18 protein-coding genes are annotated in these 26,338 nt (G+C 35.9%); 5 read left to right on the plus strand and 13 right to left on the minus strand.

The window, feature by feature from the left end; translation table 11 throughout:
* Positions 1–242: 242 nt before the first annotated feature.
* From J3U59_RS03525 to J3U59_RS03570, 10 genes are all read right to left on the minus strand, one after another.
* On the minus strand, positions 243–1,109 hold the full coding sequence (locus J3U59_RS03525; RefSeq protein WP_267333445.1) for a YjjW family glycine radical enzyme activase: 867 nt from the start codon (positions 1,107–1,109) through the stop codon (positions 243–245).
* Positions 1,084–2,631 carry a YjjI family glycine radical enzyme gene (locus tag J3U59_RS03530; protein WP_416379570.1) on the minus strand — a complete coding sequence of 516 codons (1,548 nt, stop codon included), beginning with the start codon at positions 2,629–2,631 and terminating at the stop codon, positions 1,084–1,086. The genes J3U59_RS03525 and J3U59_RS03530 overlap by 26 nt, the downstream gene beginning before the upstream one ends.
* Before the next feature lie 144 nt (positions 2,632–2,775).
* Positions 2,776–4,461, minus strand: a complete 1,686-nt coding sequence (gene ushA, locus J3U59_RS03535) for a bifunctional UDP-sugar hydrolase/5'-nucleotidase UshA (protein WP_267333447.1) — start codon at positions 4,459–4,461, stop codon at positions 2,776–2,778.
* A 29-nt stretch (positions 4,462–4,490) separates the two neighbouring features.
* Positions 4,491–5,792, minus strand: a complete 1,302-nt coding sequence (locus J3U59_RS03540) for a pyrimidine-nucleoside phosphorylase (protein ID WP_267333448.1) — start codon at positions 5,790–5,792, stop codon at positions 4,491–4,493.
* Between the two features lie 163 nt (positions 5,793–5,955).
* Positions 5,956–6,351, minus strand: a complete 396-nt coding sequence (locus J3U59_RS03545; RefSeq protein WP_065568119.1) for a cytidine deaminase — start codon at positions 6,349–6,351, stop codon at positions 5,956–5,958.
* Positions 6,352–6,355: 4 nt separating this feature from the next.
* Entirely contained in the window at positions 6,356–8,356 is a 2,001-nt protein-coding gene (locus J3U59_RS03550; protein ID WP_267333449.1) for a bifunctional 2',3'-cyclic-nucleotide 2'-phosphodiesterase/3'-nucleotidase, read from the minus strand.
* A 33-nt stretch (positions 8,357–8,389) separates the two neighbouring features.
* Complete coding sequence (gene add / locus J3U59_RS03555; protein ID WP_267333450.1) at positions 8,390–9,553, minus strand: adenosine deaminase; 1,164 nt, start codon at positions 9,551–9,553, stop codon at positions 8,390–8,392.
* Positions 9,554–9,913: 360 nt separating this feature from the next.
* A complete protein-coding gene (locus J3U59_RS03560) occupies positions 9,914–11,167 on the minus strand; it encodes a nucleoside permease (protein WP_267333451.1) in 1,254 nt (417 codons plus the stop codon).
* Positions 11,168–11,391: 224 nt separating this feature from the next.
* On the minus strand, positions 11,392–12,108 hold the full coding sequence (gene deoD / locus J3U59_RS03565) for a purine-nucleoside phosphorylase (protein WP_267333452.1): 717 nt from the start codon (positions 12,106–12,108) through the stop codon (positions 11,392–11,394).
* A gap of 54 nt (positions 12,109–12,162) precedes the next feature.
* Positions 12,163–13,392 (minus strand): phosphopentomutase, encoded by a 1,230-nt coding sequence (locus J3U59_RS03570; protein ID WP_267333453.1) that lies wholly within the window; start codon positions 13,390–13,392, stop codon positions 12,163–12,165.
* Between the two features lie 596 nt (positions 13,393–13,988).
* Here J3U59_RS03570 and murB point away from each other — a divergent pair.
* From murB to birA, 3 genes are read left to right on the plus strand one after another with little or no spacing between them, the layout of a single operon-like run.
* Complete coding sequence (gene murB / locus J3U59_RS03575; protein WP_267333454.1) at positions 13,989–14,999, plus strand: UDP-N-acetylmuramate dehydrogenase; 1,011 nt, start codon at positions 13,989–13,991, stop codon at positions 14,997–14,999.
* A 10-nt stretch (positions 15,000–15,009) separates the two neighbouring features.
* The gene (locus J3U59_RS03580; protein ID WP_267333455.1) at positions 15,010–16,134 is read left to right on the plus strand and encodes an MFS transporter; all 1,125 of its coding nucleotides are present in this window, start codon (positions 15,010–15,012) and stop codon (positions 16,132–16,134) included.
* Positions 16,127–17,083 (plus strand): bifunctional biotin--[acetyl-CoA-carboxylase] ligase/biotin operon repressor BirA, encoded by a 957-nt coding sequence (gene birA / locus J3U59_RS03585; RefSeq protein WP_267333456.1) that lies wholly within the window; start codon positions 16,127–16,129, stop codon positions 17,081–17,083. Before J3U59_RS03580 ends, birA begins: the two co-directional genes overlap by 8 nt.
* A gap of 73 nt (positions 17,084–17,156) precedes the next feature.
* Here the strand turns inward: birA and J3U59_RS03590 are convergent, their stop codons facing one another.
* Complete coding sequence (locus J3U59_RS03590) at positions 17,157–19,475, minus strand: zinc/cadmium/mercury/lead-transporting ATPase (RefSeq protein ID WP_267333457.1); 2,319 nt, start codon at positions 19,473–19,475, stop codon at positions 17,157–17,159.
* Between the two features lie 256 nt (positions 19,476–19,731).
* Between J3U59_RS03590 and J3U59_RS03595 the strand changes: the two genes are divergently transcribed.
* Positions 19,732–20,925, plus strand: a complete 1,194-nt coding sequence (locus tag J3U59_RS03595) for an MFS transporter (protein WP_267333458.1) — start codon at positions 19,732–19,734, stop codon at positions 20,923–20,925.
* A gap of 63 nt (positions 20,926–20,988) precedes the next feature.
* On the opposite strand, the gene surE is transcribed toward J3U59_RS03595, so the two are convergent.
* Together surE and J3U59_RS03605 are read right to left on the minus strand one after the other, a co-directional pair.
* Positions 20,989–21,774 carry a 5'/3'-nucleotidase SurE gene (surE, locus tag J3U59_RS03600; protein WP_267333459.1) on the minus strand — a complete coding sequence of 262 codons (786 nt, stop codon included), beginning with the start codon at positions 21,772–21,774 and terminating at the stop codon, positions 20,989–20,991.
* Between the two features lie 22 nt (positions 21,775–21,796).
* The gene (locus J3U59_RS03605) at positions 21,797–22,654 is read right to left on the minus strand and encodes a neutral zinc metallopeptidase (protein ID WP_267333460.1); all 858 of its coding nucleotides are present in this window, start codon (positions 22,652–22,654) and stop codon (positions 21,797–21,799) included.
* Between the two features lie 849 nt (positions 22,655–23,503).
* On the opposite strand from J3U59_RS03605, the gene proP reads away from it, so the two are divergent.
* The gene (proP, locus tag J3U59_RS03610; RefSeq protein WP_267333461.1) at positions 23,504–25,009 is read left to right on the plus strand and encodes a glycine betaine/L-proline transporter ProP; all 1,506 of its coding nucleotides are present in this window, start codon (positions 23,504–23,506) and stop codon (positions 25,007–25,009) included.
* Positions 25,010–26,338 lie beyond the last annotated feature (1,329 nt).

Genomic DNA, 26,338 nt, shown 5'->3' on the forward strand with positions numbered 1-26,338 from the left:
ATAAGGCGGGTAAAAGATCCTGTGATCCAGTTGCGAATTTACCTTACCAATGCTGACGAATAATAACTTTATCTGAACAATTTGAGCTCTGCCAATATTCTGCCATTCTCCCGATGTATAACGTAAAGCTTGTGGTATCGATTGAGTATTTTGTCGATCTTTTGGGCCGTGAAGAATGACTGAAACAGATTGGGGACGTTTTAATTTTAGGAATTTTATCGTTATGTTACTCCTTATCAATCTTACAAATAGACGCTTGGGAGCGTAATGTTATGTAAGCCATTATTTTTTAATTGCATGGCAAAAAGTTCGACTTGATCTTGCGTGGCGGGTTTCCAAGTTTTGGCTATGCCGTGTACCCCATGATTATGAAAGGCATTTATTCTAATTTTGATATTCGGATCGATATCTATTAAAAATTGTGCAAGATGTGTGGCATTGTGTTGTAAGTCAGTATGCTCAGGAATGATTAAAAATCTCACTTCGTAGAGTTTGTTGATTTTCGCCAGGTAGGCGATAGTTTGCTTTACTCGATAATTATCTCGACCGGTTAGTTTTTTATGTATTTGGCTATCCCAAGCTTTCAGATCAATCATTGCACCATCAAGTACAGGTTGTACTTTTTGCCAGCCAGATTGTGACAAATAACCATTACTGTCTATAAAACAGGTTAAGTGCTTTAAATCTTGGTCTTGTTTAATAGCACTAAAAAGTTCTGTAATGAAAGGGAGTTGTATCGTGGCTTCACCACCACTAAAGGTAATTCCTGTCAAAAAAGGTAGGTATTTTCGAATTGTTTGCAAAATATCTTCAACACTGTAACGGTAAGTCATGGGCGTTGAACTATGGCTACAGGTATTTATGCAGGTATCACATTGCTGGCAAGTCGACGCTTGCCAAATGACGTTGTGATTATCAAAAGTTAATGCTTGATGTGGGCAGGCATCGACGCAACTACCACAATTACTACACAACGATATGGTGTAAGGATTGTGGCAATTTAAGCATCTAAAATTACAGCCTTGCAAAAAGATGACCAAGCGATTGCCTGGTCCATCAACACAAGAAAAAGGTAACAGTTTATTAACGATTGCCCATGACTTGTTCATGACTAATTACCCGAGGTGTACGGCATAGATAGCTATTGTTTTCAGTATCTTCGGCCGCTTCACTACCTAAAAATGTGGTATTAATCCGTGAGCCTTCTTGTTTATACTTTTTGATATCCGATAATCTCACCATATAACCGGTTACTCGAACTAAATCATTACCACTTATATTCGCGGTAAATTCTCTAAAACCAAATTTGAATGCCGCTTTACAAATTTGTACTAAGGCTAATGGATTAGTTTTAATGGTCTCATCAATCGTTAAAATATCGCTGATACCAGACGCATAATATTTATGGTGTTTAAACAGTGCCATAATGTGGGTAACCGGATCCGGTTCATGCCCATAAGGGATACGTAATCCCGGTGTTGCTCCTCTATCAGTACTAATGCCTGACTGTGCATGTAACATGGCTTTACCCTGCCATGCATGCTTAATTTCATGACTATCAACAAAGTCAGCGAGTTGTTTAGAAATAGTGGCAGCCAGCTCATTGGCATCTTCATCGACACCGTAGCGACCGGTTAAGTGAGATTTCTCTTGTAAAATATTCACCGCTTCAGCCATGGCATAGACCCCAAACATAGGCGCAAAACGATTGGCATCAATCAACCCTTCTTTTACCAAAAAGCTATTTTGAAAGAAATTGGATTTTTCATATAAAAATGCAGAGCGGGCTTTAATTAAATTCAGCTGTAATTGACAGTAGAAAGGTAAGGTATTTTGCAAAAAATCGACAATATTTTTACTGCGTAGTGCCACTTCCTTTAAATTAATTCTTGAAAGGGTACTGCCACCTCCGGCAACGGGTAACGAATTATAACAGCTTACCACCCCATAGCCTTCTTCATCAAAATCGTTTTTTATCATCATATTATTGGCAATATGTGGTTTGGCTGTTTGGCAAATATTTTCAATGGCGGTATTTAGTAAAGATTCGGGTGTGATACTTTCGTCATAAATAAACGTTAAATTAGGGGCAACTTGTTTAAGTTCGCGATCGACGCGTAAAATTGTTCGACTAATAACATTGTCGGTCGGCCCAATGTTGGCATGCATAAACGCATCAGGTAAATTGCGATCAAGCATAATCCAAAAACGTTTTAATCGCGGGTAAAGATCGGCTTGTGTTAAATTACCAACATAAGGAAGGAGCACTTGGTCTAAACAACCTAAATAAACGGGCATGCCGGTGACAGATGGAACATGATGATAAGCAATTGTCAGCATATTTAATGCATCATCAAAACTTTTTGCCGGCTCAAGTTCTAGATAGTCTGATCCTTGCTTAAGAAATTTTGCATAATCAGGTAATACATATCGCGGCTTGTAAGGGGCATGACCTTCATACATATCACAAATTACACGCTCTTCTAAAGCTTGCTTAGTCTCACTATCCAAGTCAACATAAGGTAAATTATTTTCGGCAGCTAAAGCGAGTAAGTTAGATTTTTGTTTTGGCGACAAATTGGGATCTGTCACTATGTTATAACAATTTTGTTGAAATTCAGTCATGTCCATTATTACCTCGATACTTACATTAAGTAGAGCAAACTTAGGTTAATATTAAATTTTGTTGCTAACTAGTTAAAAATATTAATATTTTTATGCTTAATGATTTTTTACTAAACTTAACAACAAAATTTTCATCGTATCAATTCTTGTTTATTTATCCGTAATGAATGGTTTAGGCTCATAATCGGATGCATTAATAGGCGAATGTGCCTCAAAATATTGTTTTACTGCGTCGGCATCTCGATATCCAGTATCAACATAAGTTGGTAAGGTATTGGTTATCGGATAGCCATCCCCACCCGCAGCTAAAAAGTCAAGTGTGGTAATTCGATAAGTTTTTTGTAAATCAATGGGTTCATCTTTAATTTTTACATTATCGATACTGTCCCCAGTACGCGTTAAACTAATATTTTTTAAATGAGTAAAGCCACCTGAACCCGGTTTTTTACTTAATGCGACTTTCAAATAATCAAGTAATTGTTTGCCGGTTAATTCAAAATAAACAACGCTATTGCCAAATGGTTCAACTTTTAAAATATCACGATAAGTAATATCGCCTTCAATGAGTGAGTCACGAATCATACCACCAGACATGATGCCGATATCAGCATTGGTTTTTTCAATAAATGCACTTAATAAGAGTTGTCCCATATTACTTTGTTGATATCTCACTACACTACGGTCACCTTCTAATCGGCCGGTGAGCTCACCTGTTTTAATCAATAATTGTTGTTTACCTTGTTCTTGATAAGGTTGTAAGGTTTCTAATAATTTTTTATCTTGTGGTATCTCTTTAGTGTAATATTCAAGTCGTTTAGTATCATTACCATTATCCACTTCTTTTTTAAGATTGATTGGAATCAGTTGGTAATTTTGTAAGGTTATTTTGCCATTTAAAAAGATAAAATCCGCACGACCAACGTATTTGCCCCATTCATGAGCTTGAACAATCCAAGTACCATTTTGTTGATCTGGTGCACAAGGCGTGCCGGGTACATACTCAGTAATACGTTTATTAGGGCTTGCCATGCAAACAGGGTTTTGAGAGTGCCCACCGACAATCATATTCAATTCACCGGTTGGTAAACCTCTGGCTAATTCAACATCGCCGGGCGCCATTGAACCATGTTCACCATTTTCGTAATGCCCCATGTGTGTGACGGCTATTATCATATCGGGGCGTTCAGTTTGCTTTATTTGAGAAATAACTTTTTGCGCTTCGGGTAATGTTTTACGAAATTCGATACCATCGGTATTCTTAGGTGAAGCAAGCGTGATAGTATCGTCAGTTGTTAAGCCAAAAACGGCTATTTTAATGCCGTTCAAATCAAACATTTTATAGGCGTCAAAGACTCGGTTATCAGTATCTTTAAAATAAGTATTGGCAGATAGAAAAGGGAAGTGCGCTAGTTTTTGCTGTTCACGAATAATCGTTAGCGGGTGATCAAATTCATGATTACCAACAGCCATTGCATCGTAACCAATCTCGTTCATACCAATAAAATCGGGCTTAGCTTGTAGTACATCAGATTCAGGAACACCTGTATTAATATCACCACCAGATAGTAGCAGTAATTTACCCCCTTTATCTGCTACTTCTTTACGAATTTCATCCACCACCGTTTTTTGGGCTGCAAGTCCATATTCGCCAATATCATTTTGCCAAAATCGGCCATGATGATCGTTGGTATGTAAAATAGTAAATTGATAAGTTTTATTTTTTTCCCAGTTAGGTCCAATTGGCTGTTTAGTTGCCACAACAGCAATTGCATTAACCGAAAATAAGCCTAAAATAATCAGCAGTGATAGTTTTTTATTTAATTTTAAATACTTCATGGTGTCTCCTAAATCCTAATGCAAAACGCCTATTCAGTTATTACTTTAAAAATAAGCTGAGGTTGCTTAGCACTATCACTAATAGTGATATTGTCATAAAGCTTTTGCTTAATGGCATCTAACTTGTCTGTATTAGCATGAATAGTGAGTAGCGCTTCACCTTCGGTGACTTTATCGCCTACTTTTTTATGTAATACAATGCCTACAGCTGGATCGATAATATCCTCTTTAGTTGCACGACCTGCGCCTAATTGCATAGCAATAATCCCAATTTGATCTGCAATAATTCTTGAAACATAACCCGATTTTAATGCTGGTAGGGCGATTTGATAAGGCGCGCTAGCGAGTTTTTCTGGGTGATCAACAACCGAGCTATCGCCGCCTTGTGCTTCAATCAAATCTTTGAATTTTTGGATAGCTTTGCCATTTTTGATGACCTCTTGCAGTTTTTCTCGTGCTTCTTCTAATGTTTTAGCTTTATTAGCAAGCACAACCATTTGGCTACCAAGCGTTAAGACCAGTTCGGTTAAATCAGCTGGACCATGACCTTTTAAGGTATCAATGGCTTCTTTGACTTCAAGGGCATTACCAATAGCAAAACCTAGTGGCTGTGACATATCCGAGATAATCGCCATGGTTCTACGCCCAATCTGATTACCAATATTCACCATTTCGTGTGCTAGTTTTTCAGAGTCTTCCATGGTTTTCATTAATGCACCATCACCGGTTTTGACATCAAGCACAATGGCATCGGCGCCGGCGGCTAGTTTTTTACTCATAATGGAACTAGCAATCAACGGAATAGAACCGACTGTTCCTGTTACATCGCGTAGTGAATACAATTTTTTATCTGCTGGTGTTAGGTTGCCTGATTGCCCAATTACCGCAACGCCTTTTTCATTAACTTGATCAATGAATTCTTGCTTACCTAATTCAATTTTAAATCCTGGAATGGATTCGAATTTGTCATTGGTTCCACCTGTGTGACCAAGGCCACGTCCTGACATTTTGGCAACAGGGATATCTAATGCCGCAACTAAAGGTGCTAAAACTAAAGTTGTCGTGTCACCCACACCGCCAGTTGAGTGTTTGTCGACTTTTATACCTTTAATCGAGGATAGATCAACCGTATCACCTGAGTGCATCATTGCGCTAGTTAAATCGGCACACTCTTTTGATGTCATTCCTTGAAAATAGATCGCCATTAATAGTGCACTAACTTGATAGTCAGGAATGGTGCCATTAGTATAGTTGGTGATAAAAAATTGGATTTCTTCGGTTGTAAGGGGATGACCGTCACGCTTTTTTTCAATAATATCTACAAATCTCATTAAATTTCTCTCTTAATATCAATAAATTAAGTTAGTATGTTTAAATTTATATAAAGTGAGTCACTTTATATTTGTCGAATAGTGTCGACATAATTAACATAACTTTAATAATAGCTAGGTTATTAAAATTATTTTATTATCAATCTTATTCACTAAATAAGATTTAATCTAAATCACTCGGTGAAAAAGACCAAGGTAATAATTCACCTACTGTGGTTTCTTGAATTTTTCCCTGCATATTAGTTAATATAACGGGCATATCTTTAGCACAAAATTCGCTAATCACTTGGCGGCAAGCACCACAAGGTGAAATAGGGCCATCTGTATCACCAATAACCACTAATTTTTTAAATTTTCGTTTACCTTCCGACACGGCCTTAAAAATGGCGGTGCGTTCTGCGCAGTTAGCTAATCCATAAGAGGCGTTTTCAACATTACAACCTAAAATCGCTTCGTCATCTTCGGTGATAAGTACTGCACCCACCTGAAATTTAGAATAAGGAACATAGGCTTTTGAACGGGCAGTTTTAGCAAGTTCAATCAATTTTTCAATTTTCATGGTGTTAGTCCTTTTTAGTTTCAATTGTACTAGTTATTTGGGATTGATTTTTTGCCGGTGATTGTAGGTCTAGTTGATATACACCAAAGCCTAAATTGTCTTTATCGATAAATTTTATTGGATAAAGCGAATTGTGTTCAATATACGCTTTTGCTTCGTTACTTGGTGAAGACTCAAAGCGGATATCTAATTTGGTTTGACTCGATATTGGCGCTATTTGCCAATTATTATCGGCGTTAACATTTACCACGCCTTTTTCTTTTGTGGTATTTGTAATATATGCCGAAAGAATGACTCTCAAATCATCAGGCGAATTGAATTTAACATTTTTACCGCCCGTGCCAGGAAAATTACCGGTATAAGCTCGATAATTATTAGTTGCTATTAAAAATGGCTGTTTAACATCGATTGGTTTTTGCTGATAAGTGAGATTTTTAATACGTTCAGCATTGGCGTTGATCAATTGGCAATTGCCATCGTAACGTGCGGGTTGTGTTACATCTATTTGATAATCCACACCATCAATGGTATCAAAATTATAAGTTCTAAAGTGCTCCCAATTGATTAAGTATTGCGGTTTATCAGACTGTATGTCAATTTGATTATAGACTCCTGCTGAACATTCCAGCCACTCTTTGACATCTTGACCTGTAATTTTTACCGCAGATAAGATATTTGGATACAAGTAAATATCGGCTGCGTTTCTAAACGTGAGATCACCTTGTTTTACATCCACATAAGCTGAAGGATCATTTTTTCGACCACCGGCTTTAAAGGGTGCAATTGCTGATAAAATAGGTAATCCATCCAGATCAGGATCGCCTTGAACAAACTGTTTTACGTAAGCTATTTGTGCATCACTAATGATTTGTAAAGCGGGGGTATCTTCCACCAATGCTAAATAACTATTGATATCGGTTGATACTTTACCAATTGGTTTGCTGACAAATTCACGGGTAGCTTGGTGATCTTGTTTCAATACGTTAGCAATATTTTGGTCGGCCTCAACCAGTGCTTTTTTATTTTTGATGTCATAAATTGGTCTAGCTTCGGATTTTCCTGAAGTGACTTGCCAATGATCCTTATTGCCATCGAGTACTAAATCAACAATGCCTAAATGGCTACCCCATTGGCCTGGCATGACCGCAGGAACATGATTGATATTGCCTGTTTTAATATCGGTATTAGGTAAGGATTTAAAATCGTCACTCGGGAAAACACCATGCGAATGACCAAACATAATAGCATTGATACCATCGACTTGACTTAAATAATAAACAGAATTTTCGGCTAAGGCTTTATACGGGTCTGCTGATACACCAGAATGTGCAATAGCTATAATCACTTTTGCACCTTGCTGTTTCATCTCTGGCACAAAGTGTTTAGCCGTTTCGGTAATATCTTTTACAACCACTTTACCTTCTAAATTTAGTTTGTCCCATTGCATGATTTGCGGTGGGACAAAGCCGATATAACCAATTTTGATTGTATGTTTATGCCCATCAGTATCCATTACTGGGGTATCAACAATAATGTAGGGTTTGAAAAAAGGCTTATTGGTTTTTGCATCATATACATTAGCATTAACATAAGGAAATTTAGCACCCGATAAGCTTTTTTGTAAAAAGTCTAAACCAAAATTAAACTCGTGATTGCCGATATTACCAACTGTGTAATTAAGGGTGTTTAATGCTTTATATACTGGATGGATTTCACCGTGTTTGAGCCCTTTATTTTTAGCATAATCGGCCATTGGGCTACCTTGAATAAGGTCACCATTGTCAACCAAAACGCTATTTTTGACTTCTTGTCTTGCTTGATGAATTAAGTTAGCGGTTTTTACTAACCCAAAAGTATCAATATATTGATCTTTAAAGTAATCATAATTCATCATATTGCCGTGAAGATCACTTGTTTCGATAATTCTTAAATCAACTGTTGCTGCTTGTAGTGAGCCAGAAATTAATAGAGTTAAAAGGGGTAATGTGATTTTGTATTGTTTCATGTAGATCTCCTATTGCTCTGGCTTTGTTATCCATTAACTTGTTTTGAATAATAATTTTTGGTACTGAGTAAATCTTGCAACAATTGCAGGATGATAGTTTGTACCCGCAATGGCCTGTTTCAGGTCCTGTTTATCGGCTAGTGTAAAGCATGACAAAACATAATCAGTTAATTGTGTTTTGATTGAATCTTCAATAAAAGCGGCATCAATACCACACAGGGTGATATCGAGTAATTCTAATCTTGAAAAATGAAACATTGATTGGGCAAGTTGATATTCCTTCTCAATATCTGTACCAAAAATGCCGGCATCATCGGTATTAAGGGTTATACGAACGCCATTTTCGTACAGTTGTCGTATTGGGTGATTGTGAAGGTCACCTTGTAATTCATTGACTAAAATACGATTACTGGTTAGTGCTATTTCTAACGTGACGTTTTGAGTCACTAATTGATGAATTAAATTTTGATCTTCAATGGCGCGAATACCGTGCCCAATGCGGCTAGCTCCATGTTTAAGTGCATTAATGATACTTTCAGCCGATTCAATTTCGCCAGCGTGATAAGATTTTTTTAAGTTTAATTTTGATGCGAGCTGATGAGCTTTTTCAAAATCATCAAAATGCCCTGACTTTTCATTACCAGCAATATTAAATCCGGTGATAAATGGATGAGGATTCCTTTCAATAAATCGCAACGTATCGTAAACTAGTTTAGCGCCAAGATGTCTTACACCAATAACATGGTATCTTACCGTGATATTAAATTGTTTTTGTACATCAATAATGGCGTTATCCATTTGTTGTAATGTTTGATGAAATTTATCTTGATCCCAAATGATTTCACCCTCACTTTCTGTTGCGCAGATATGATAAGGCGAAAGAAAGAGTTCGCAATAAATTAATCCCTGTTTGGCGTTTCGATACAAAAAATCATAGGTAATCAGGTAATAATCTTCGGGCGTTTTTACAAAATTGGAAACAGTATCATAAGTCTGAATAAACTGAACAAAATCAGTTTCGTCATAGCGGTATCGTCCGTAAGGGTAAGCATCTTTATCATATTCGCCAGATGAATAACATAATGATGGGGAAAATGGCATATGATTTTTATCGGCTAACGTTTTAGCCATTAAAGGCGTTATGCTACCTTCTACGTGTTCATGTAATATTACTTTTGGAACTATTAGCTTATTCATCGAGTCTTTTATCTTGTTAACTAAGCGTATTGAGCGCTGGAATCATGATTAATCAGTTTTTTAAAACATTTTCGTGAATCTTAAGTTATCTACATTGTTTGCTTTATTCTACCTTGATAAGGATCAACATTTCCATACATTTTATGTGACTTCTTAGTAATTTTGTGAGGTGGCTAACCATTTATGAGTCATAAACAGGCAACGAATTGATTTGTTGCCTTAATATAGTGTAAATAGAATTTTCACAATCAAGTTATCATTAAGCTGTTTTTTAATTGAATAAAGGTAATATTTAGTATTTCTACTAGGTATTACCATTAATCATTAACAAAATGATAACTTAATTGTTGGTATAGTAATTTAACTTACTGTTTTAGCTGTGGTTAATTTACTTGTATCGTTTTTAAATATCAGTAAAAAGATAATAGCAAGAATTAATGAGTAACCAGCAAAAATAAGCCAAATGGTACGCCAATCAATAATGCCAGCAGTCGTGTAATGATCAACAACAATGCCGCTGATAGTTGAACCTAAATAAGCACCAAGACCATTAGTCATAATCATAAATAGACCTTGTGCACTATTACGAATCGCTGGTGAAACTGATTTTTCAACATACATTGATCCTGAAATATTATAAAAATCAAATGCACAACCATAAACAATCATTGATAATAGCAATAGTACAAAACCAACTGGAGAAGGATCACCATAGGCAAATAAGCCAAAGCGTAATACCCATGCCAACATACTAATTAACATGACATATTTAATACCTAAACGTTTCATAAAAAATGGGACAAATAGGATAAATACAACTTCTGAAATTTGCGAAATGGAAAGTAATACTGATGGGTATTGCACCACTAAGCTATCGGAATATTGTGGAATCTCGGCAAATGAACGTAAGAAAGGGTTACCAAACGTATTGGTGATTTGTAAAATACCACCGAGTAATACAGCAAATATGAAAAATATTGCCATTCTTGGTTGTTTAAATAGTACAAATGCATCTAATCCTAACGAACTGACCAAGGATTTTTCTTGACTGTCATTTTTAGTTGTTGCGCTGACAGGTAAGCTTAGTGAATACAGGCTAAGTAAGATAGAACTTGCTGCTGCTATATAAAGTTGCATGTTGCTCAGTTCTAATTTTAAAAAACTCACTAACCACATTGCCACAATAAAACCAATGGTGCCGAAGATTCGGATACTAGGAAATTGGCTGATAACATCAAGGTTTTTTGATTCTAAACAAGAGTACGAAATTGAGTTTGAGATTGCTATTGTAGGCATAAACGCTAGGCAATGAATTAGCATGACTGCCACCATCATAAATGGAGATGTGATTGATGCGGCAATAAATAGTGTAATTGCGCCAATTAAATGACAAAGCATAAATAGGCGATTAGCCGGTATCCATCTGTCTGCTACTACACCAAGTAAGCCCGGCATAAATAGAGAAGCGATCCCCATTGTGCCGTAGACTGAACCTACAGTTGTGCCACTAAATTTTAGTGTCTCCATCATATAAGAACCCAGAGTAATAAGCCAACTACCCCAGATGAAGAATTGTAAGAAAAATATGACTTTAAGTTGTACCTTGATATTCATTTCGATTCCTTATTAAGCGAGATCTTTTATACCCTATTGTTAAAACTAATGAACAAATTTTAACTATTACGTCTGATAAGTATTCAACTTTCAGACAATTAACTTATGCAGTTTGGTAACTTAAAACAGGTTAGTAATGAAATGTTACTGAGTTATTTCAATGCCAACACTGTTTATTACATAAATTATTGATCAAAAAAAATGGCAGAAATTCTGCCATTAATTTAATTTGAATTCAGTAATACCGACTCTAAAGCAACAGTGATCATCTCTTTAAAGCCGAGCTGTCGTTGTTCTGCCGACATAGCTTCACCTTTACGAATATGATCTGATACAGTACAAATAGCTAAGGCTTTGGCGCCATATTCAGCTGCGACACCGTAAATACCTGCCGCTTCCATTTCAACACCTAAAATGTTGTATTTTTCCATTACATCAAACATTTCAGCATCAACGCTGTAAAATAAATCTGCTGAAAATAAGTTGCCAATTTTAACATTGACACCTAATTTTTTTGCTGCATTAACCGCATGACAAGTCAGATCGAAATCAGCAATGGCTGCAAAATCATTGTCTTTAAAACGTTGACGATTTACTTTTGAATCAGTACACGCTCCCATCCCTACAATGACATCACCAACATTCACATTAGGGCTAATTGCACCGCATGAACCGATTCGGATAATATTTTTTACACCATAAAACTTAATGAGTTCTGTTGCGTAAATTGAACATGATGGAATACCCATTCCATGCCCCATAACCGAAACTTTTTTACCTTTATAGTCGCCGGTAAAGCCTAGCATAGATCTGACATTCGTCACTTCTTTTGCATTTTCTAAAAATGTTTCTGCAATGAATTTTGCTCGAAGCGGATCGCCTGGCATTAAAACTGTTTCGGCAAAAGCATTATCATCAGCATTTATATGTGGGGTAGACATCAAAATCTCCTGAATATCTTTTTCTAAAAAATTGTCCTACTTTAAATAAAATGGTTACTTTTTAATAAATGATTGACCATAATCCATTGGTGATAAATCAAAATAGTCCGCAACACTTTGCCCGATGTCTGCAAAGGTTTTACGATGACCTAATGAACCAACTGGAACACTATCACCATACACTAAAACAGGTATGTGCTCACGAGTATGATCTGTTCCTGCCCAAGTTGGATCGCAACCATGGTCGGCACTAATAATAAGTAGGTCTCCCGGTTGAATTAAAGCTAGCATTTCAGGTAGTCGACTATCAAAATATTCAAGTGCTGCGGCGTAACCAGCAATATCTCGGCGATGACCGTATGACGAATCGAAGTCAACAAAGTTTGTAAACACGATAGTGTTATCTTTGGCTTGTTTGATCTCTTCTAACGATGCATTAAATAATGCTTCAATGCCTGTTGCTTTAACTTTTTTAGTGATGCCAACCTCTGCATAAATATCGGCAATTTTACCGATGGATACTACAGTACCCTGTTTTTCATCAACCAGTTTTTTGATCATTGTTGGTGATGGTGGTTCAACGGCTAAGTCATGGCGGTTACCTGTGCGAACAAATTCACCCGCTTTTTTACCAATAAATGGGCGAGCTATAACACGCCCAATGTTGTAATCACCTTTATTAAGTTCATCACGTGCGATTTCACATATTTCATAAAGTCTATCTAAACCAAAGGTCTCTTCATGACAAGCTATTTGAAAGACTGAATCAGCTGAGGTATAAAAAATTGGTTTTCCGCTAGCCATGTGCTTTTCACCTAGTTCATCAAGAATGACCGTACCTGATGAGTGACAATTACCCAAATAACCTGGGAGTTTAGCACGTGCAACAATTTTATCTAACAATTCTTGGGGGAAACTATTTGTGGTGTTAGTAAAATAGCCCCAATCAAATAATACAGGCACACCGGCAATTTCCCAATGTCCTGACGGGGTATCTTTACCGGAAGAAATTTCGCTAGCATAACCATAAGCACCAATGATGTTACCTTCAGTCTTCATGCCTTTCGGATAACTTCCCGATGATTCGTATGCAGCTTCAATTAACCCTAGTTTAGCTAAGTTTGGTAATTTTAGTGGACCTTTGCGACCGTGATCTGCTTTACCTAATGCACAAGCTTCGGCAATATGACCTAGTGTATTAGCACCTTCATCCCCGTATTTTTTTGCATCCTCTGCACCGCCGATTCCGAAGGAATCAAGGATCATAATAAAAACTCTTTTCATAATTTCCTCTGACTTCTAATAAACTTAACTTCACTACAATATAAGGAATAACAGTCCCTAAAACCGTGATCATGTGCTCATTTATTAAGTATATAAATATGATTTAAATCATTATAGCTATGTTTCAATCGTTCAAGCTAGAATTTTACTACGATTTATAAAAAGATCGCTAGCTCGTTATGATACATGATAAATGAAAACAAAAAAGATCAAACCATCAGTTTAGTCGATTATTTATTCAAAATTGGTCAGTTATTCTTATTTTTTTAGTCGACAGGTAACTTAGCACAACGCGTTTTAAATGCACTATAACCTATTGAATGTATTTTACTTTAATTCGCTTATTTATCAGTGTTTGAATAATTAATAAAACATCATTTATCGTTGTGGTAAAATAATCATTTTTATGCAAAATATAATGCATTACACAATGCTTTGCCGATATTTAAATGCTGAGCTTATTTCGAATAAAAAGCGTATATAGACTAAAAATCTTAAAGTTAATTAATCAAATAATAAAAACGCTCTTAATTCAATTATGATGCAGGTTAATTTTAATTAGCACATCTCTATAAAGAGATTAAAGGTAGTGAGTGATGAAACAAAAAATTCCAAATACCTTTGGGCTGACGGTTTATGCTCGAAGTGTCGTTACCGTTTCAACCGTTGAGCAATTACAACAAGTTTGGGATCAAAATCAAGAAAATCAGCCCATTATGATCATCGGTGAAGGGAGCAATACACTGTTTACCGCTGATTATGACGGTATTGTGGTTGTCAATCGTATTAAAGGCATCACGATTACTGAAACACAAGAGTCTTGGCTTTTAAACGTTGGCGCTGGTGAAATCTGGCATGATTTGGTGTCAACGACAGTAGAAAAACAGTTAGCAGGATTAGAAAATCTTGCGTTAATTCCTGGGTGTGTTGGATCGGCGCCAATCCAAAATATTGGTGCTTATGGCATTGAGTTTCAAAAAGTGGCTGATTATGTGCAGTTACTTGAACTTGCGACAGGTAAAATTATTACTGTTACTGATGGTCAATATGGATATCGTGAAAGTATTTTTAAGCGCCGTTATAGCAATGGCTATGCTGTTATATATGTAGGCATTAGATTATCAAAACAGTGGCAACCAGTATTAACGTATGGTGAATTAAAAAACTTTGATCCCCAAACGGTCACCTCCAAAATAATTTTTGATAAAGTTTGTGAGATTCGACGCAGTAAATTACCCGATCCTAAAATTTTAGGTAATGGTGGAAGCTTTTTTAAAAATCCCGTTGTCGATAAAATTGTTGCCGATAAATTACTTGAAATTTACCCAGCAATGCCTATATATCCACAAGTTGACAATCAAGTCAAATTAGCCGCTGGATGGTTAATCGATCAATGTGGTCTTAAAGGTTTTCAAATTGGTGGAGCAGCAGTACATCAACAACAGGCATTAGTATTGGTCAATAAAAATAATGCAACAGCGCAAGATGTTGTGGCGTTGGCGCGTTATGTCAAAAATGCAGTATTGGAAAAATTTTCAGTGACTTTATCACCTGAAATTCGTTTTATTGGCCGTACTGGTGAAATTAATGTAGATAAATTTTTATAATTAATTATTCATGAAACACTCTTATTCTTTTCCTATTTTATTAACAAGTTTGTTATTTGTGACTATTTCGTTGTCGGCGTTAAATACACAAGTGCCGCTGTGGTTAGTTGGGCACCAGTTTTCACTTGGTCAAATCGGCTTAGTGGGCTCAAGTTATTTTACTGGCAACTTAATTGGGACGATTATGGCGAATTGGTTTATTAACCGATTTAACGCTAGGTATACCTATACCTATAGTTGTATTATTTTTGCCATTGCAACCATAGGTTTGAGTTTTTCAATAGATTTTTATAGCTGGGCAATTTGGCGATTTTTAATTGGTATTGCTTGTGCTGTAACTTGGGTGGTTATTGAAAGTTGTATACTTGTCACAGGCACCGTTAGAACACGGGGTAAAATGCTAGCGGTTTATTTAACAACCTACTATTTAGGCACCGTTTTAGGGCAAGCACTATTACAGTATTTTCCACAAAATGTGCTGTATTTTGGCCTTGTAGTGGCAGTCTTGATGGGACTAGCGAGTTTATTTATATTACTGACCCACTATAAACTGCCTAAACGAAAAAACAGTAGTTTTAATATTGTACCTATGATTGTAAATAAACCCTCTCGACTCGGGTTAGTGGGGTGCGTTATTGCCGGTATGTTAATTGGTTCTTTATATTCACTGATGCCAGCTTATTATTCCCATTTAGGTTACAGTGATAATGAAGTTGCCAATTGGATGATTCTTCTTATTTTATCTGGCGTTGTTGCACAAATGCCGGCTAACTGGTGTGCTGATAAATATGGTCGTCGTCTTGTTTTACTGGTTGAATCGTTTCTAATGATAATAGCTTGCCTAATGTTGGTATTTAATTTATTTGATATTGTTGCCATTATTTTATTAGGTGCAACAATTTATACCATTTACCCGATTTCAATGGCATGGGCTTGCTCGTGTGTAAGAAAGCAAGACATTGTTGCTATGAATCAAGCTATGCTATTGACCAATACGTTAGGTAGTCTTGTTGCACCTGCTGTAATAGCATTTATTATGGATAAAACAAGTAATAGTTATCTATTTGTGAGTTTTACAGTAGTTTCAATCTATTTTTTTATTTTATTATTAATCAAGCGAGGCACTAATGCGTAATAACCAAAATCCGCTTAAATTGATCGAAATATTAGCTGATGGTGAGTTTCATTCGGGAGAAGAATTAGCTTCGTATTTTGGTATCACCCGAGCAGGGATTAACAAATATATTAAAATTCTGCGCGAATGGGGAATTGAGCTATTTTCTGTTCAAGGAAAAGGTTATTGCTTGGCTGCACCTATCGAACTTTTGAAAAAAGAGAAAATCGATAAGTATTATGGAGCAGATAGTGCTGTTGAAGTTTTACCTATCATTGATTCAACTAATCAATACCTCCTTGATCGTATTACAACGTTAAAATCAGGTGATGGTTGTGCCGCTGAATTTCAAACTCAAGCAAGAGGGCGGCGGGGGCGTAAATGGTTTGCGCCTTTTGGAACAAATCTCTATTTTTCAATGTATTGGAGATTGGAGCAAGGTATTGCTGCTGCTATGGGATTAAGTTTAGTTGTTGGGATTGTTATTGCCGATACATTAAGATCAATATCTGGGCAAGATGTGAGAGTAAAGTGGCCAAACGATCTTTATCTTAAAGATCAAAAATTAGCAGGCATTTTAGTTGAGCTTGCGAGTAAAACCGGCGATAGTGCGCATGTGGTTATTGGTGTGGGTGTTAATTTAAATATGACCAATCCCGATGCTAACATTGTTAATCAAAAATGGGCTAATTTAGGTAATTTTGATCGTAATTTATTGGTTGCTCAAATTGCGAAAACGTTAAAAACTAAATTGATTCAGTTTGAGCAGCAAGGGTTAGCGCCGTTTATAAAAGATTGGGATCGGCTCGACAATTTTGCTAACCGTCCAGTAAAATTATTGATCGGTGACAATATTATACGCGGTATTGCTAAAGGAATTACTGATCAAGGGGCATTAAAACTTGAACAAGATGGCAAAATCATGACTTACATCGGCGGCGAAATATCGCTAAGAAGTGATGAAATGTAATACAAAATTAAAACCTATTGCATCTAAGTCAATAGGTTTTTAATTAATGTGATTAAGAATTAAATCCTAATCCTTATTTTTTAAATCTTAACACTCGCAATGCATTAGCGGTCACAATTGCCGTCGTACCTGAATCAGCTAATACCGCTAACCAAAGCCCTGTATAACCCAGTAAACTTGTTACCAAAAATATCAGTTTTATACCCAATGCAATGGTAATATTTTGTTTAATATTTTTGTTAGCAAAACGCGTTAAGCGAATTAATTTAGGTAAGCTTAATAAACTATTTTTGGTTAATGCTGCATCTGCCGTTTCAAGTGCAACATCACTGCCACTGCCCATTGCAATGCCAACTGTTGCCGCCTTCATTGCTGGTGAATCGTTGATACCGTCTCCCACCATGGCAATTGCAGAATCTTGACCAATTTTTTCAATTTCAGTTAATTTGTCGGCAGGTAATAATTCTGCTAAGTAATCCATATTAAGTTGTCCTGCAATGGCTTTAGCTGCTCGTTGATTATCACCGGTGAGCATTAAGGTTTTTAACCCCAATTGTTGTAATTCATTAATTGCAGAAATGGCATCATTACGTAACACATCTTGTAAAGCAATAATACCTAATAATTTATCACTTGTGACTACAGCAACTACCGTTTTTCCGGCGTTTTCTAATTGATTAATGATCTGCTTATTTTGATCAGTGATAGCATTTGATACTGTCGTCATTTTATTGGGCGAAACAATATAAATCAGTTCTTGACCAATTTGACCTTGAATACCAACACCGGCGATCGCTTTACGGTTATCTGCTTCTTTGAATTGAATTTGCAGCTGTTGAGTATATTCAACAATGGCTTTCGCCAGTGGGTGATGCGAACCACTTTCGATGGCTGCGGCGATAGCAAGTAAATCGTTGGTAGATTTGTCACCATCAATAATATCTGTAACTTGCGGTTTGCCTTGGGTTAAGGTTCCGGTTTTATCAAAAGCAATCGTTTTGACTGATCCAATATGTTCAAGTGCTGCACCGCCTTTGATTAAAACGCCTTGTTTAGCCGCACAAGAAAGGGCCGAGGTAATAACGGCAGGGGTTGATATCACTAAGGCACAAGGGCAACCAATAAGCAATAGTGTAAGTCCACGGTAGATCCAAGTATACCAGTCGGCGCCCATCATCAATGGTGGAATGAATATGACTAAAAATGCGAATAAGGCGATAGATGGCGTATAGTAACGGCTAAATTTGTCAATAAAGCGTTCGATTGATGCTTTGCGATCTTCAGCATCTTCTATTAATTGTAAAATACGATCAACGGCATTTTGTCCTGTTTCAGAAATAACTTTTAGTTGTACGGTATTATCGACGACCAATGATCCTGCTAAAATTTTATCGCCGCAAAGATAATTGACGGGTATTGATTCTCCGGTTAGTGCACTTTCATCAATATTGGCTTGTTCGCTAATCAAAATAACATCAGCCGGTAGTCTTCCACCCGATGATATTTCAATAATATCATTCGGTTTTAGGGTATGACTTGCGACTGTTTTTCGTTTTCCATCAATAATAATGATTGTCTCTTCTGGCATAAGTTGGACTAGCGATGAAATGCCTTTTTTAGCTTTATTGCTTGCAACGCCTTCAAGCATTTCACCAATCATGAACAGAAATATGACCATGGTTGCTTCTTCAGCTGCGCCGATAAAAAGTGCGCCAATGGCCGAAATACTCATTAACGACTCAATCGCAAATGGTGTTCCACTACGTGTTAAAACGATGGCTTCTTTTAGAATCGGTAGTAAACCAATAATGGCCGTTATAATAAATGCATATTGTCCGACTTGATGATTTACTAACAGTAAAATATAGCTGACAACAATTAAAGTCCCTAATAGTGCTAATGGGATTAACTCTTTTTTATTCAAAATACTTGAATGTTGATGTTGAACTGATTGTTCTGGTGAGGATTCAAAAATGGGTGTATAGCCTAATTCAGTCACTTTATCTTCGATAAGTTTTACAATCTGTTCATTTTTTTGAGGTACAAATACAATAAGTTTTTCTGTGGAAAAGATAATTTTTGTTTGACTAACATTAGGTAACGTTTTAACACCATTTTCGATTTTTTGAGCACAATGTGCGCAGTCCATTCCTTGAATTGTCCAAGTTAACTTAATGTGTTCGCCTTGCCGCTCGGGATCGTCTGTCGGTTCATCATATTCATTGGCTTGAGTTTTGCAGCTATTTTGATTTTCGCAGCAGTCAATAGCTTGATGATTTTCATGTGAATGATGAGAATCATGATCATGGTTGTGCGCAATATTTTGACAATCATCATGGCAATCATTTTGATGAATAGGGTGACTATTTTCAGATTTGTTATTATATAACATAACGTTACCTCATTTTATTGATGATTCTGATTGTACTCTCAATTGAATAAAAATAAATCATTTTTTATTTAATCAGACCGATCTTAATCAGGTTTTTCATAAAATTATATTGAAAATGTGGTGTTACCAGCTAACTTAAATATTAGAAAAAACGCTAAGAATCTATTTTAGGTAGCTAGATTAAAGTTTGATTTTTTATACATTAGCAACAGTTTTGAGTATATAATCATGCTCATTTCAATGATTGAGAGCATATATGACTAATTTTTACTCGCTTCGTCGACGTTCAAGTGTGATTTTTGCGGCTTTTTTATTCAATACCTTTATTATTGGTATTGCAGGAGCCTTACAGTCACCAACGTTAAGTCTATTTTTATCAAAAGAAGTTAATGTTGAACCTAGTTTAGTTGGGCTTTTTTTCTCGATCAATGCATTTGGATGTATTATTGGTAGCTTTTTATTAGCTAAATATTCAGATAAAAAAGGTGATAGACGTAATATTGTCATATTTTGTTGTTTAATGGGTGTTGCCAATAGTTTAATTTTCGCTTTTTCACGTCACTATTATGTTCTCATTACATTGGGTGTTTTTTTCGCCGCGTTAGCGTCCGCAGCCATGCCACAAATTTTTGCTTTAGCACGGGAATATGCGGTTAAGACAGGGCGCAATGTTGTGGCATTTAATTCATTGATTCGTGCCCAGCTCTCTTTAGCGTGGGTGATTGGTCCACCGTTGTCTTTTACTTTAGCCACTAGTTTTGGTTTTACCTCGATGTATTTATGTGCAGTAGGCATGTTTATGGTTGCGATCTTATTTGTTGCAATCTTTTTACCTTCTGTGGAAAAAAATCCTATTTCACATTCAGATAATACTATTGATTTAGCGGCTGCTAACCAACCAATATATAAAAATCGAAATGTGGTTTTCTTACTGCTTTCAACGATATTCATGTGGACCGCCAATATGATGTATATCATTGATATGCCATTGTATGTCAGTTCTGTATTACACTTATATGAATCTTTACCCGGTCATTTAATGGGCTTGGCGGCAGGCATCGAAATTCCAGTTATGTTGATAGCGGGATTTTTGGTCCCTACCATTGGTAAACGAAATTTATTTTTTATCGCTATAATTTGTGGTTTGCTATTTTATATTGGGATGATTTTGTGTACCAGCCAATTTGCGTTATTTGCTTTGCAGTTGTTTAACGCCCTTTTTATTGGCATTGTGGCTAATATTGGTATTATCTATTTTCAAGATTTATTGCCGACTAGAATGGGCGTTGCATCAACTTTATTTAATAACGGCATTATTTGCAGTATCATTTTAGCCGGCGTGATTCAAGGTTTCATTTCTGAATCTTATGGGCACGAAATAATTTATTGGATTGCATTCGCGATGGTTTTTATTTCATTAGTGTTTTGTGCATTGGTAAAAAAGGACTAATAAAATCATTAATAATAGCTTATTAAAATGAGCGTCTTCCTAAGATTAGGAAGACATAGCTATTTATTCATCGGTATTGATTTGTTGTTTTAATTTTTCATAAATTGCATAGTGAGTTCTTTCATAGCCCATAGGTGTAATGGTTATGTAATTGTTGTTAGCTGCATCAAGCTCTTTGTCTTTTCCTAATATTTGTTGATTACGTTTCGCTCTAAACCAATAATAATCATGTCCTTCAGGATCTTTAGTTGGCGTTAGGACTAATTGGCTGGCATCACTTTCTCCTTGTTTGGTTACTCTCATTCCTTTAGTTTCTTTGGCCGAGCAACATGGAAAGTTAATATTAAAGCAGATGTTGTCAGGTACATTTAATGTATAGAGTTTTTTTATAACCTCTTGAGCATGATGAGTTGCACAATCCCAATTGGTTGGCTGCATGTCTTCTGTGTTCACTTGACTAAAAGCCATGGCTGGTATACCAAGTGTCATTGCCATTATTGCCGCACCTACGGTTCCAGACAAAATGGTTTCAAACCCCACATTAGAACCACTATTTATTCCAGATAAAACCAGATCAGGTAAGTTATCGACCATTAAATGTTTGATTGCAAATAACATACAATCAGCGGGGGTGCCATAAACAGCATATCTTTTTTCATCTCGCTGGGTTACGCGAAAAGGGGTTTTTAAACTAACTGAACACGAAACCCCACTCTGATCGATAATTGGTGCAACGACCCATACTTCATGTGCAATTTTTTGGGCAACATTTTCTAATATTTTAATGCCGGGAGCATCGATGCCGTCATCATTAACTAATAAGACGCGGTTTACTAATTTATCAAACATATCACTTCCTTTTGCTATTTACTTATTGATCAAAGGTATTACATTGATTAATAGATCCACTGTCGAATCCTCTTTTAAACCAAGTATAACGTTGTTTGGATGTGCCGTGGGTAAAACTATCAGGCATAACATAACCATTACTTTGCCGTTGTAAGCGATCATCGCCTATGGCTTGTGTTGTGTTTAAGGCTTGTTCGATATCACCCACTTCAAGAATATTTTGTTTTTGCATAGCATTACCCCATAAACCGGCATAACAATCTGCTTGTAATTCTAATTTTACCGATAACTGGTTGCTACTAATATCTGGTTGAGTTTGTTTGAGCTGCTCAATGTTATTAAACGTACCTAATAAATTTTGTACATGATGACCTATTTCGTGAGCAATGACATAACCTTGGGCAAAGTCACCGCCGCCACCAAGGCGCTGCTTCATTTCTTGATAAAAGGAGGTGTCTAAATAGACGGTTTTATCTATGCTACAGTAAAAAGGTCCCATAAAGGTTTGACCCGTTCCGCATGAAGTTTGAGTTGAGCCGGTATAAAGAACCAATTTGGGGGGAATATAGGTTTTACCTAAAGCCTTAAACTGTTGGCTCCAGTAATCCTCGGTACTGGCTAAAATAACCGAGGTAAATTTTGCTGCATCGGGATCTTCGTCATTATATTGAGTAATTGTTTGCTCAGTATTACTTGAATCAATCAAATTACTATTAAGTAAACTTGTTAGATCCACACCATAATAGCCAGCAATTAATACCACTAAAAATAAAATAATTTTCCCTTTGCCTTTAATTGGGATCCTTGTTCCCAATTCACTTCCTGATTGTGAGCGGCGATCTTCAATATTATCACTCTCTCTTTGGTCTCTCCAGCGCATAGGGGTACCTCATCAGTTATAGTTAGATTATTGTAATGGATAACTTACTGGGATGCTAGGTTCAGTGATGATTATCATCTTAAATTGATAAAATTCAACGTTGCTTAATTATAACCTAATGATTATTATTATCTTTAATCACTAGTTAATATTTTTCCCATCTTTTTCGTTGTGAGCATATTAGATCATGGTAACTCAATTCATCACTCAACTCTCTCAGCAAGCTTTTATTTAGATTACTGACAACACTCATCAGTTTTATTAAAAGATGGTAGAGCGATGAGTGAATTATTTACCATTTTATTATTTCATTCTGTGATTTATCGCAACGGGTTAGCATTAAAAATATTTAGAATAATTAGTTGGTTAATTAGCTTAGCACAACATCATTACGCCATAATAGTGATTTATGTAGCAGTTTTAGTATTATCATTTCACCATTGAACATGGCACACTTTTTATTTTATGGCAGTGATCGAGATCATTTGGCTGAGTAATTGTTAATTATCTGCAGGATAAATAATTAGCGTGTAAGATGAATATACTGCTTAAAAATCGAATTTGATTTATGGTGGATTTTGCAAAAATTAATGATGTTGTTATAATTAGTCTTCAATTTCCACTAGATAGATGGATGTTGTTGTCAGTGAATTAGCTTTAGCGTAATCAATAAAATATTCGTTTTATAATTATTATCAAGTACCTTCTTTTGTCTTTACAAGATTTTGTTCTACATTTAAGTCAATACATATTTTGAAATTGAGTTTAATTGGTCATTAAATCGATATTAATCACTTTGCTTAATTGCATTTTTAATATCATTTTATTAGTATTCAATAGGTGTATTTTATGAAGCAAATATCAAAATCGACAAGTAAGCCTCTAAATATTAACGATATTACTATCATCGATGATAGTAAGTTAAAAAAAGCCATAATTGCAGCAGCACTCGGTAATGCGATGGAATGGTTTGATTTTGGCGTTTATGGCTTTTTGGCTTATGTTTTAGGTCAAGTATTTTTTCCGGATGCATCACCGAGTATTCAAGTTGTTGCTGCTTTGGCAACTTTTTCGGTGCCGTTTTTAGTTCGTCCATTAGGCGGATTAGTATTTGGTGTTTTAGGTGATAAATTGGGTCGACAAAAAATCCTTTCTGTTACCATTATTATCATGTCTTTAAGTACCTTTTGTATTGGATTAATTCCTTCTTATGCCTCTATCGGCATAGCTGCGCCCATTTTATTATTAGTGGCCAAATTAGCCCAAGGATTTTCTATCGGGGGAGAGTATTCAGGGGCTGCTATTTTTGTTGCTGAGTATTCACCGGACCGCAAACGTGGATTTATGGGAAGCTGGCTTGATTTTGGCTCGATTGCCGGCTTTTTAGTTGGGGCTGGATTAGTTGTGCTTCTTTCTACATTACTTGGCGAAGCAAGATTTCATCAATGGGGATGGCGCATTCCATTCATCTTTGCTTTACCCTTAGGTATAATCGGTCTTTATTTACGGCATGCATTAGAAGAAACCCCAGCATTTCAACAGCATACAGATTCAACCAATAGTCAGCAAAATAGCGATAGTGATACCTCAACGACTCTGTCATTTAAACAAATTTTCAGCAAATATTGGAAAAGCTTATTGGTTTGTGTTGGCTTAGTTATTGTCACCAATGTCACTTATTACATGTTACTCACTTATATGCCGAGTTATTTATCACATAATCTGAATTATCCTACCGATCATGGTGTTTTAATTATTATTGCTATCATGATTGGCATGTTATTTGTGCAGCCTGTGATTGGTTTGATTAGTGATAAAGTTGGTCGAAAACCCTTTATTGTTGGTGGTAGTCTAGGATTACTGGTTCTTTCTTACCCCGCTTTTGCGATGATCAATAGCGATGTTATTGGTCTTATCTTCTTAGGTTTATTAATATTAGCCGTACTGCTTAATTGTTTTACGGGTGTTATGGCATCAATTTTACCTGCTATTTTTCCAACGAGTATTCGCTACAGTGCCCTTGCTATTTCATTTAATATCTCGGTACTGATCGCTGGTGCGACACCAACTGCTGCCGCTTGGCTTGTTGAAGAGAGTGGTAATTTATATATGCCAGCTTACTATTTAATGGTGGTCGCATTAATAGGATTAATCACTGGTTTCAAAATGAATGAAACTGCTAACCAACCTTTAAGAGGTGCAACCCCAGCGGCATCTGACAAGTCTGAAGCAAACGAAATTCTAACAGAACATTTTGATTCAATTGAACAAAAAGTTGAAGATATTGATGAGCAAATTGAATCATTACAAGAACAACGACAAGATTTAGTCGATCAACATCCAAAACTTGATTAATATTATGGCTTTATCATAAAAAAGCCAATATTTGTTAATTAATTGATTTTTATAATGAACCGTAAACGTAGCTAATTCGGTAATGTTGATTATGCTGTTAGCCGTCTAATTAAGGGAATCCGATGATTCCCTTATCTAAACTTAGAGAGTGATAAAACTATTTTCACAGTAACATATGAGTAATATTTAATTTTGTTATATTAAGATCTCTCTCGGTTTTAACTATTATCCAGATGATTTGAGATCATATCTGTTCTTTTTAAAAAGCTCATACACAAATTCAATAACTAACTTGAAATCACCGATAAAAATGAACCGATCCTTGGTATTTTTTGACTAAATTAACACGCAAAAAAATCGTTATGTTTAACCCTTTTTTTTACCTTAAATTTAAATTAAATAAAATCAATGTATTAAAAGCAAGCTCAAAAAAAGGGTTTTTAGCAAGAAAAATGTAGTTTGTCTTTTATCAGACAGGCGTTATAGTATGTCTGGTTCTAGATTAACGCCGTATAGGTGGTTTATAAAAATTACCATTAGAATTGGGCGCAACATAACATGATTAACGCCGTATAGGTGGTTTATAAAAAAATACCCAGCAAAGCCGCAGCGCCAACAATGATTAACGCCGTATAGGTGGTTTATAAAATTTGTCATCGAACTCTAAACGCTAACGTCTGGATTAAGGCTGTATAAATGTCAGATAATTTAGTCTATCTTTCTTTATACTATGATCAGCAATTCATAGTATAAAGAGAGTTTCTTACGCAGAAATAGTGGGCAACATTGTACTTTTTCTGATACTTATCAATTTTGTTGCAAAAATAGTTATAACTTACGCGTCCACTTAAAAATAATCAATTAATTAGAATATATTACGCAACAAATTAAGGTAGCATATGACCTTTTCACTGGTGGATAATCATCGCGGTAACCATAAAATACTATGATAATTATGCAAAAGATTCATTGATTAAGTTAATGGTTAATACTAGTAGGTATTCGTCATTAAATTGTAGGCTTAAGATGCATTTATAACGTTGCTATTGATGATTATTAACAAAAATTAACATAAATACACATTACAATTTTTATATTCTATCTTACGATTGAACCGCATTATTGACATTATCACGCACAAAAAAGTTGCATTAGATATCTATATATAAAATCTAATATATTGTATTTTCTGAAAAAAGTTAATGAAATTAGCTGGAAGGAGTGGTAAAGATATGTTAAAATACGGTCTTAATCGGGCATCGGGCATCGGGCATCGGGCATCGGGCATCGGGCATCGGGCATCGGGCATCGGGCATCGGGCATCGGGCA

This window comes from Gilliamella sp. B3783, assembly GCF_026536125.1.
Classification (GTDB): Bacteria; Pseudomonadota; Gammaproteobacteria; order Enterobacterales; family Orbaceae; genus Gilliamella.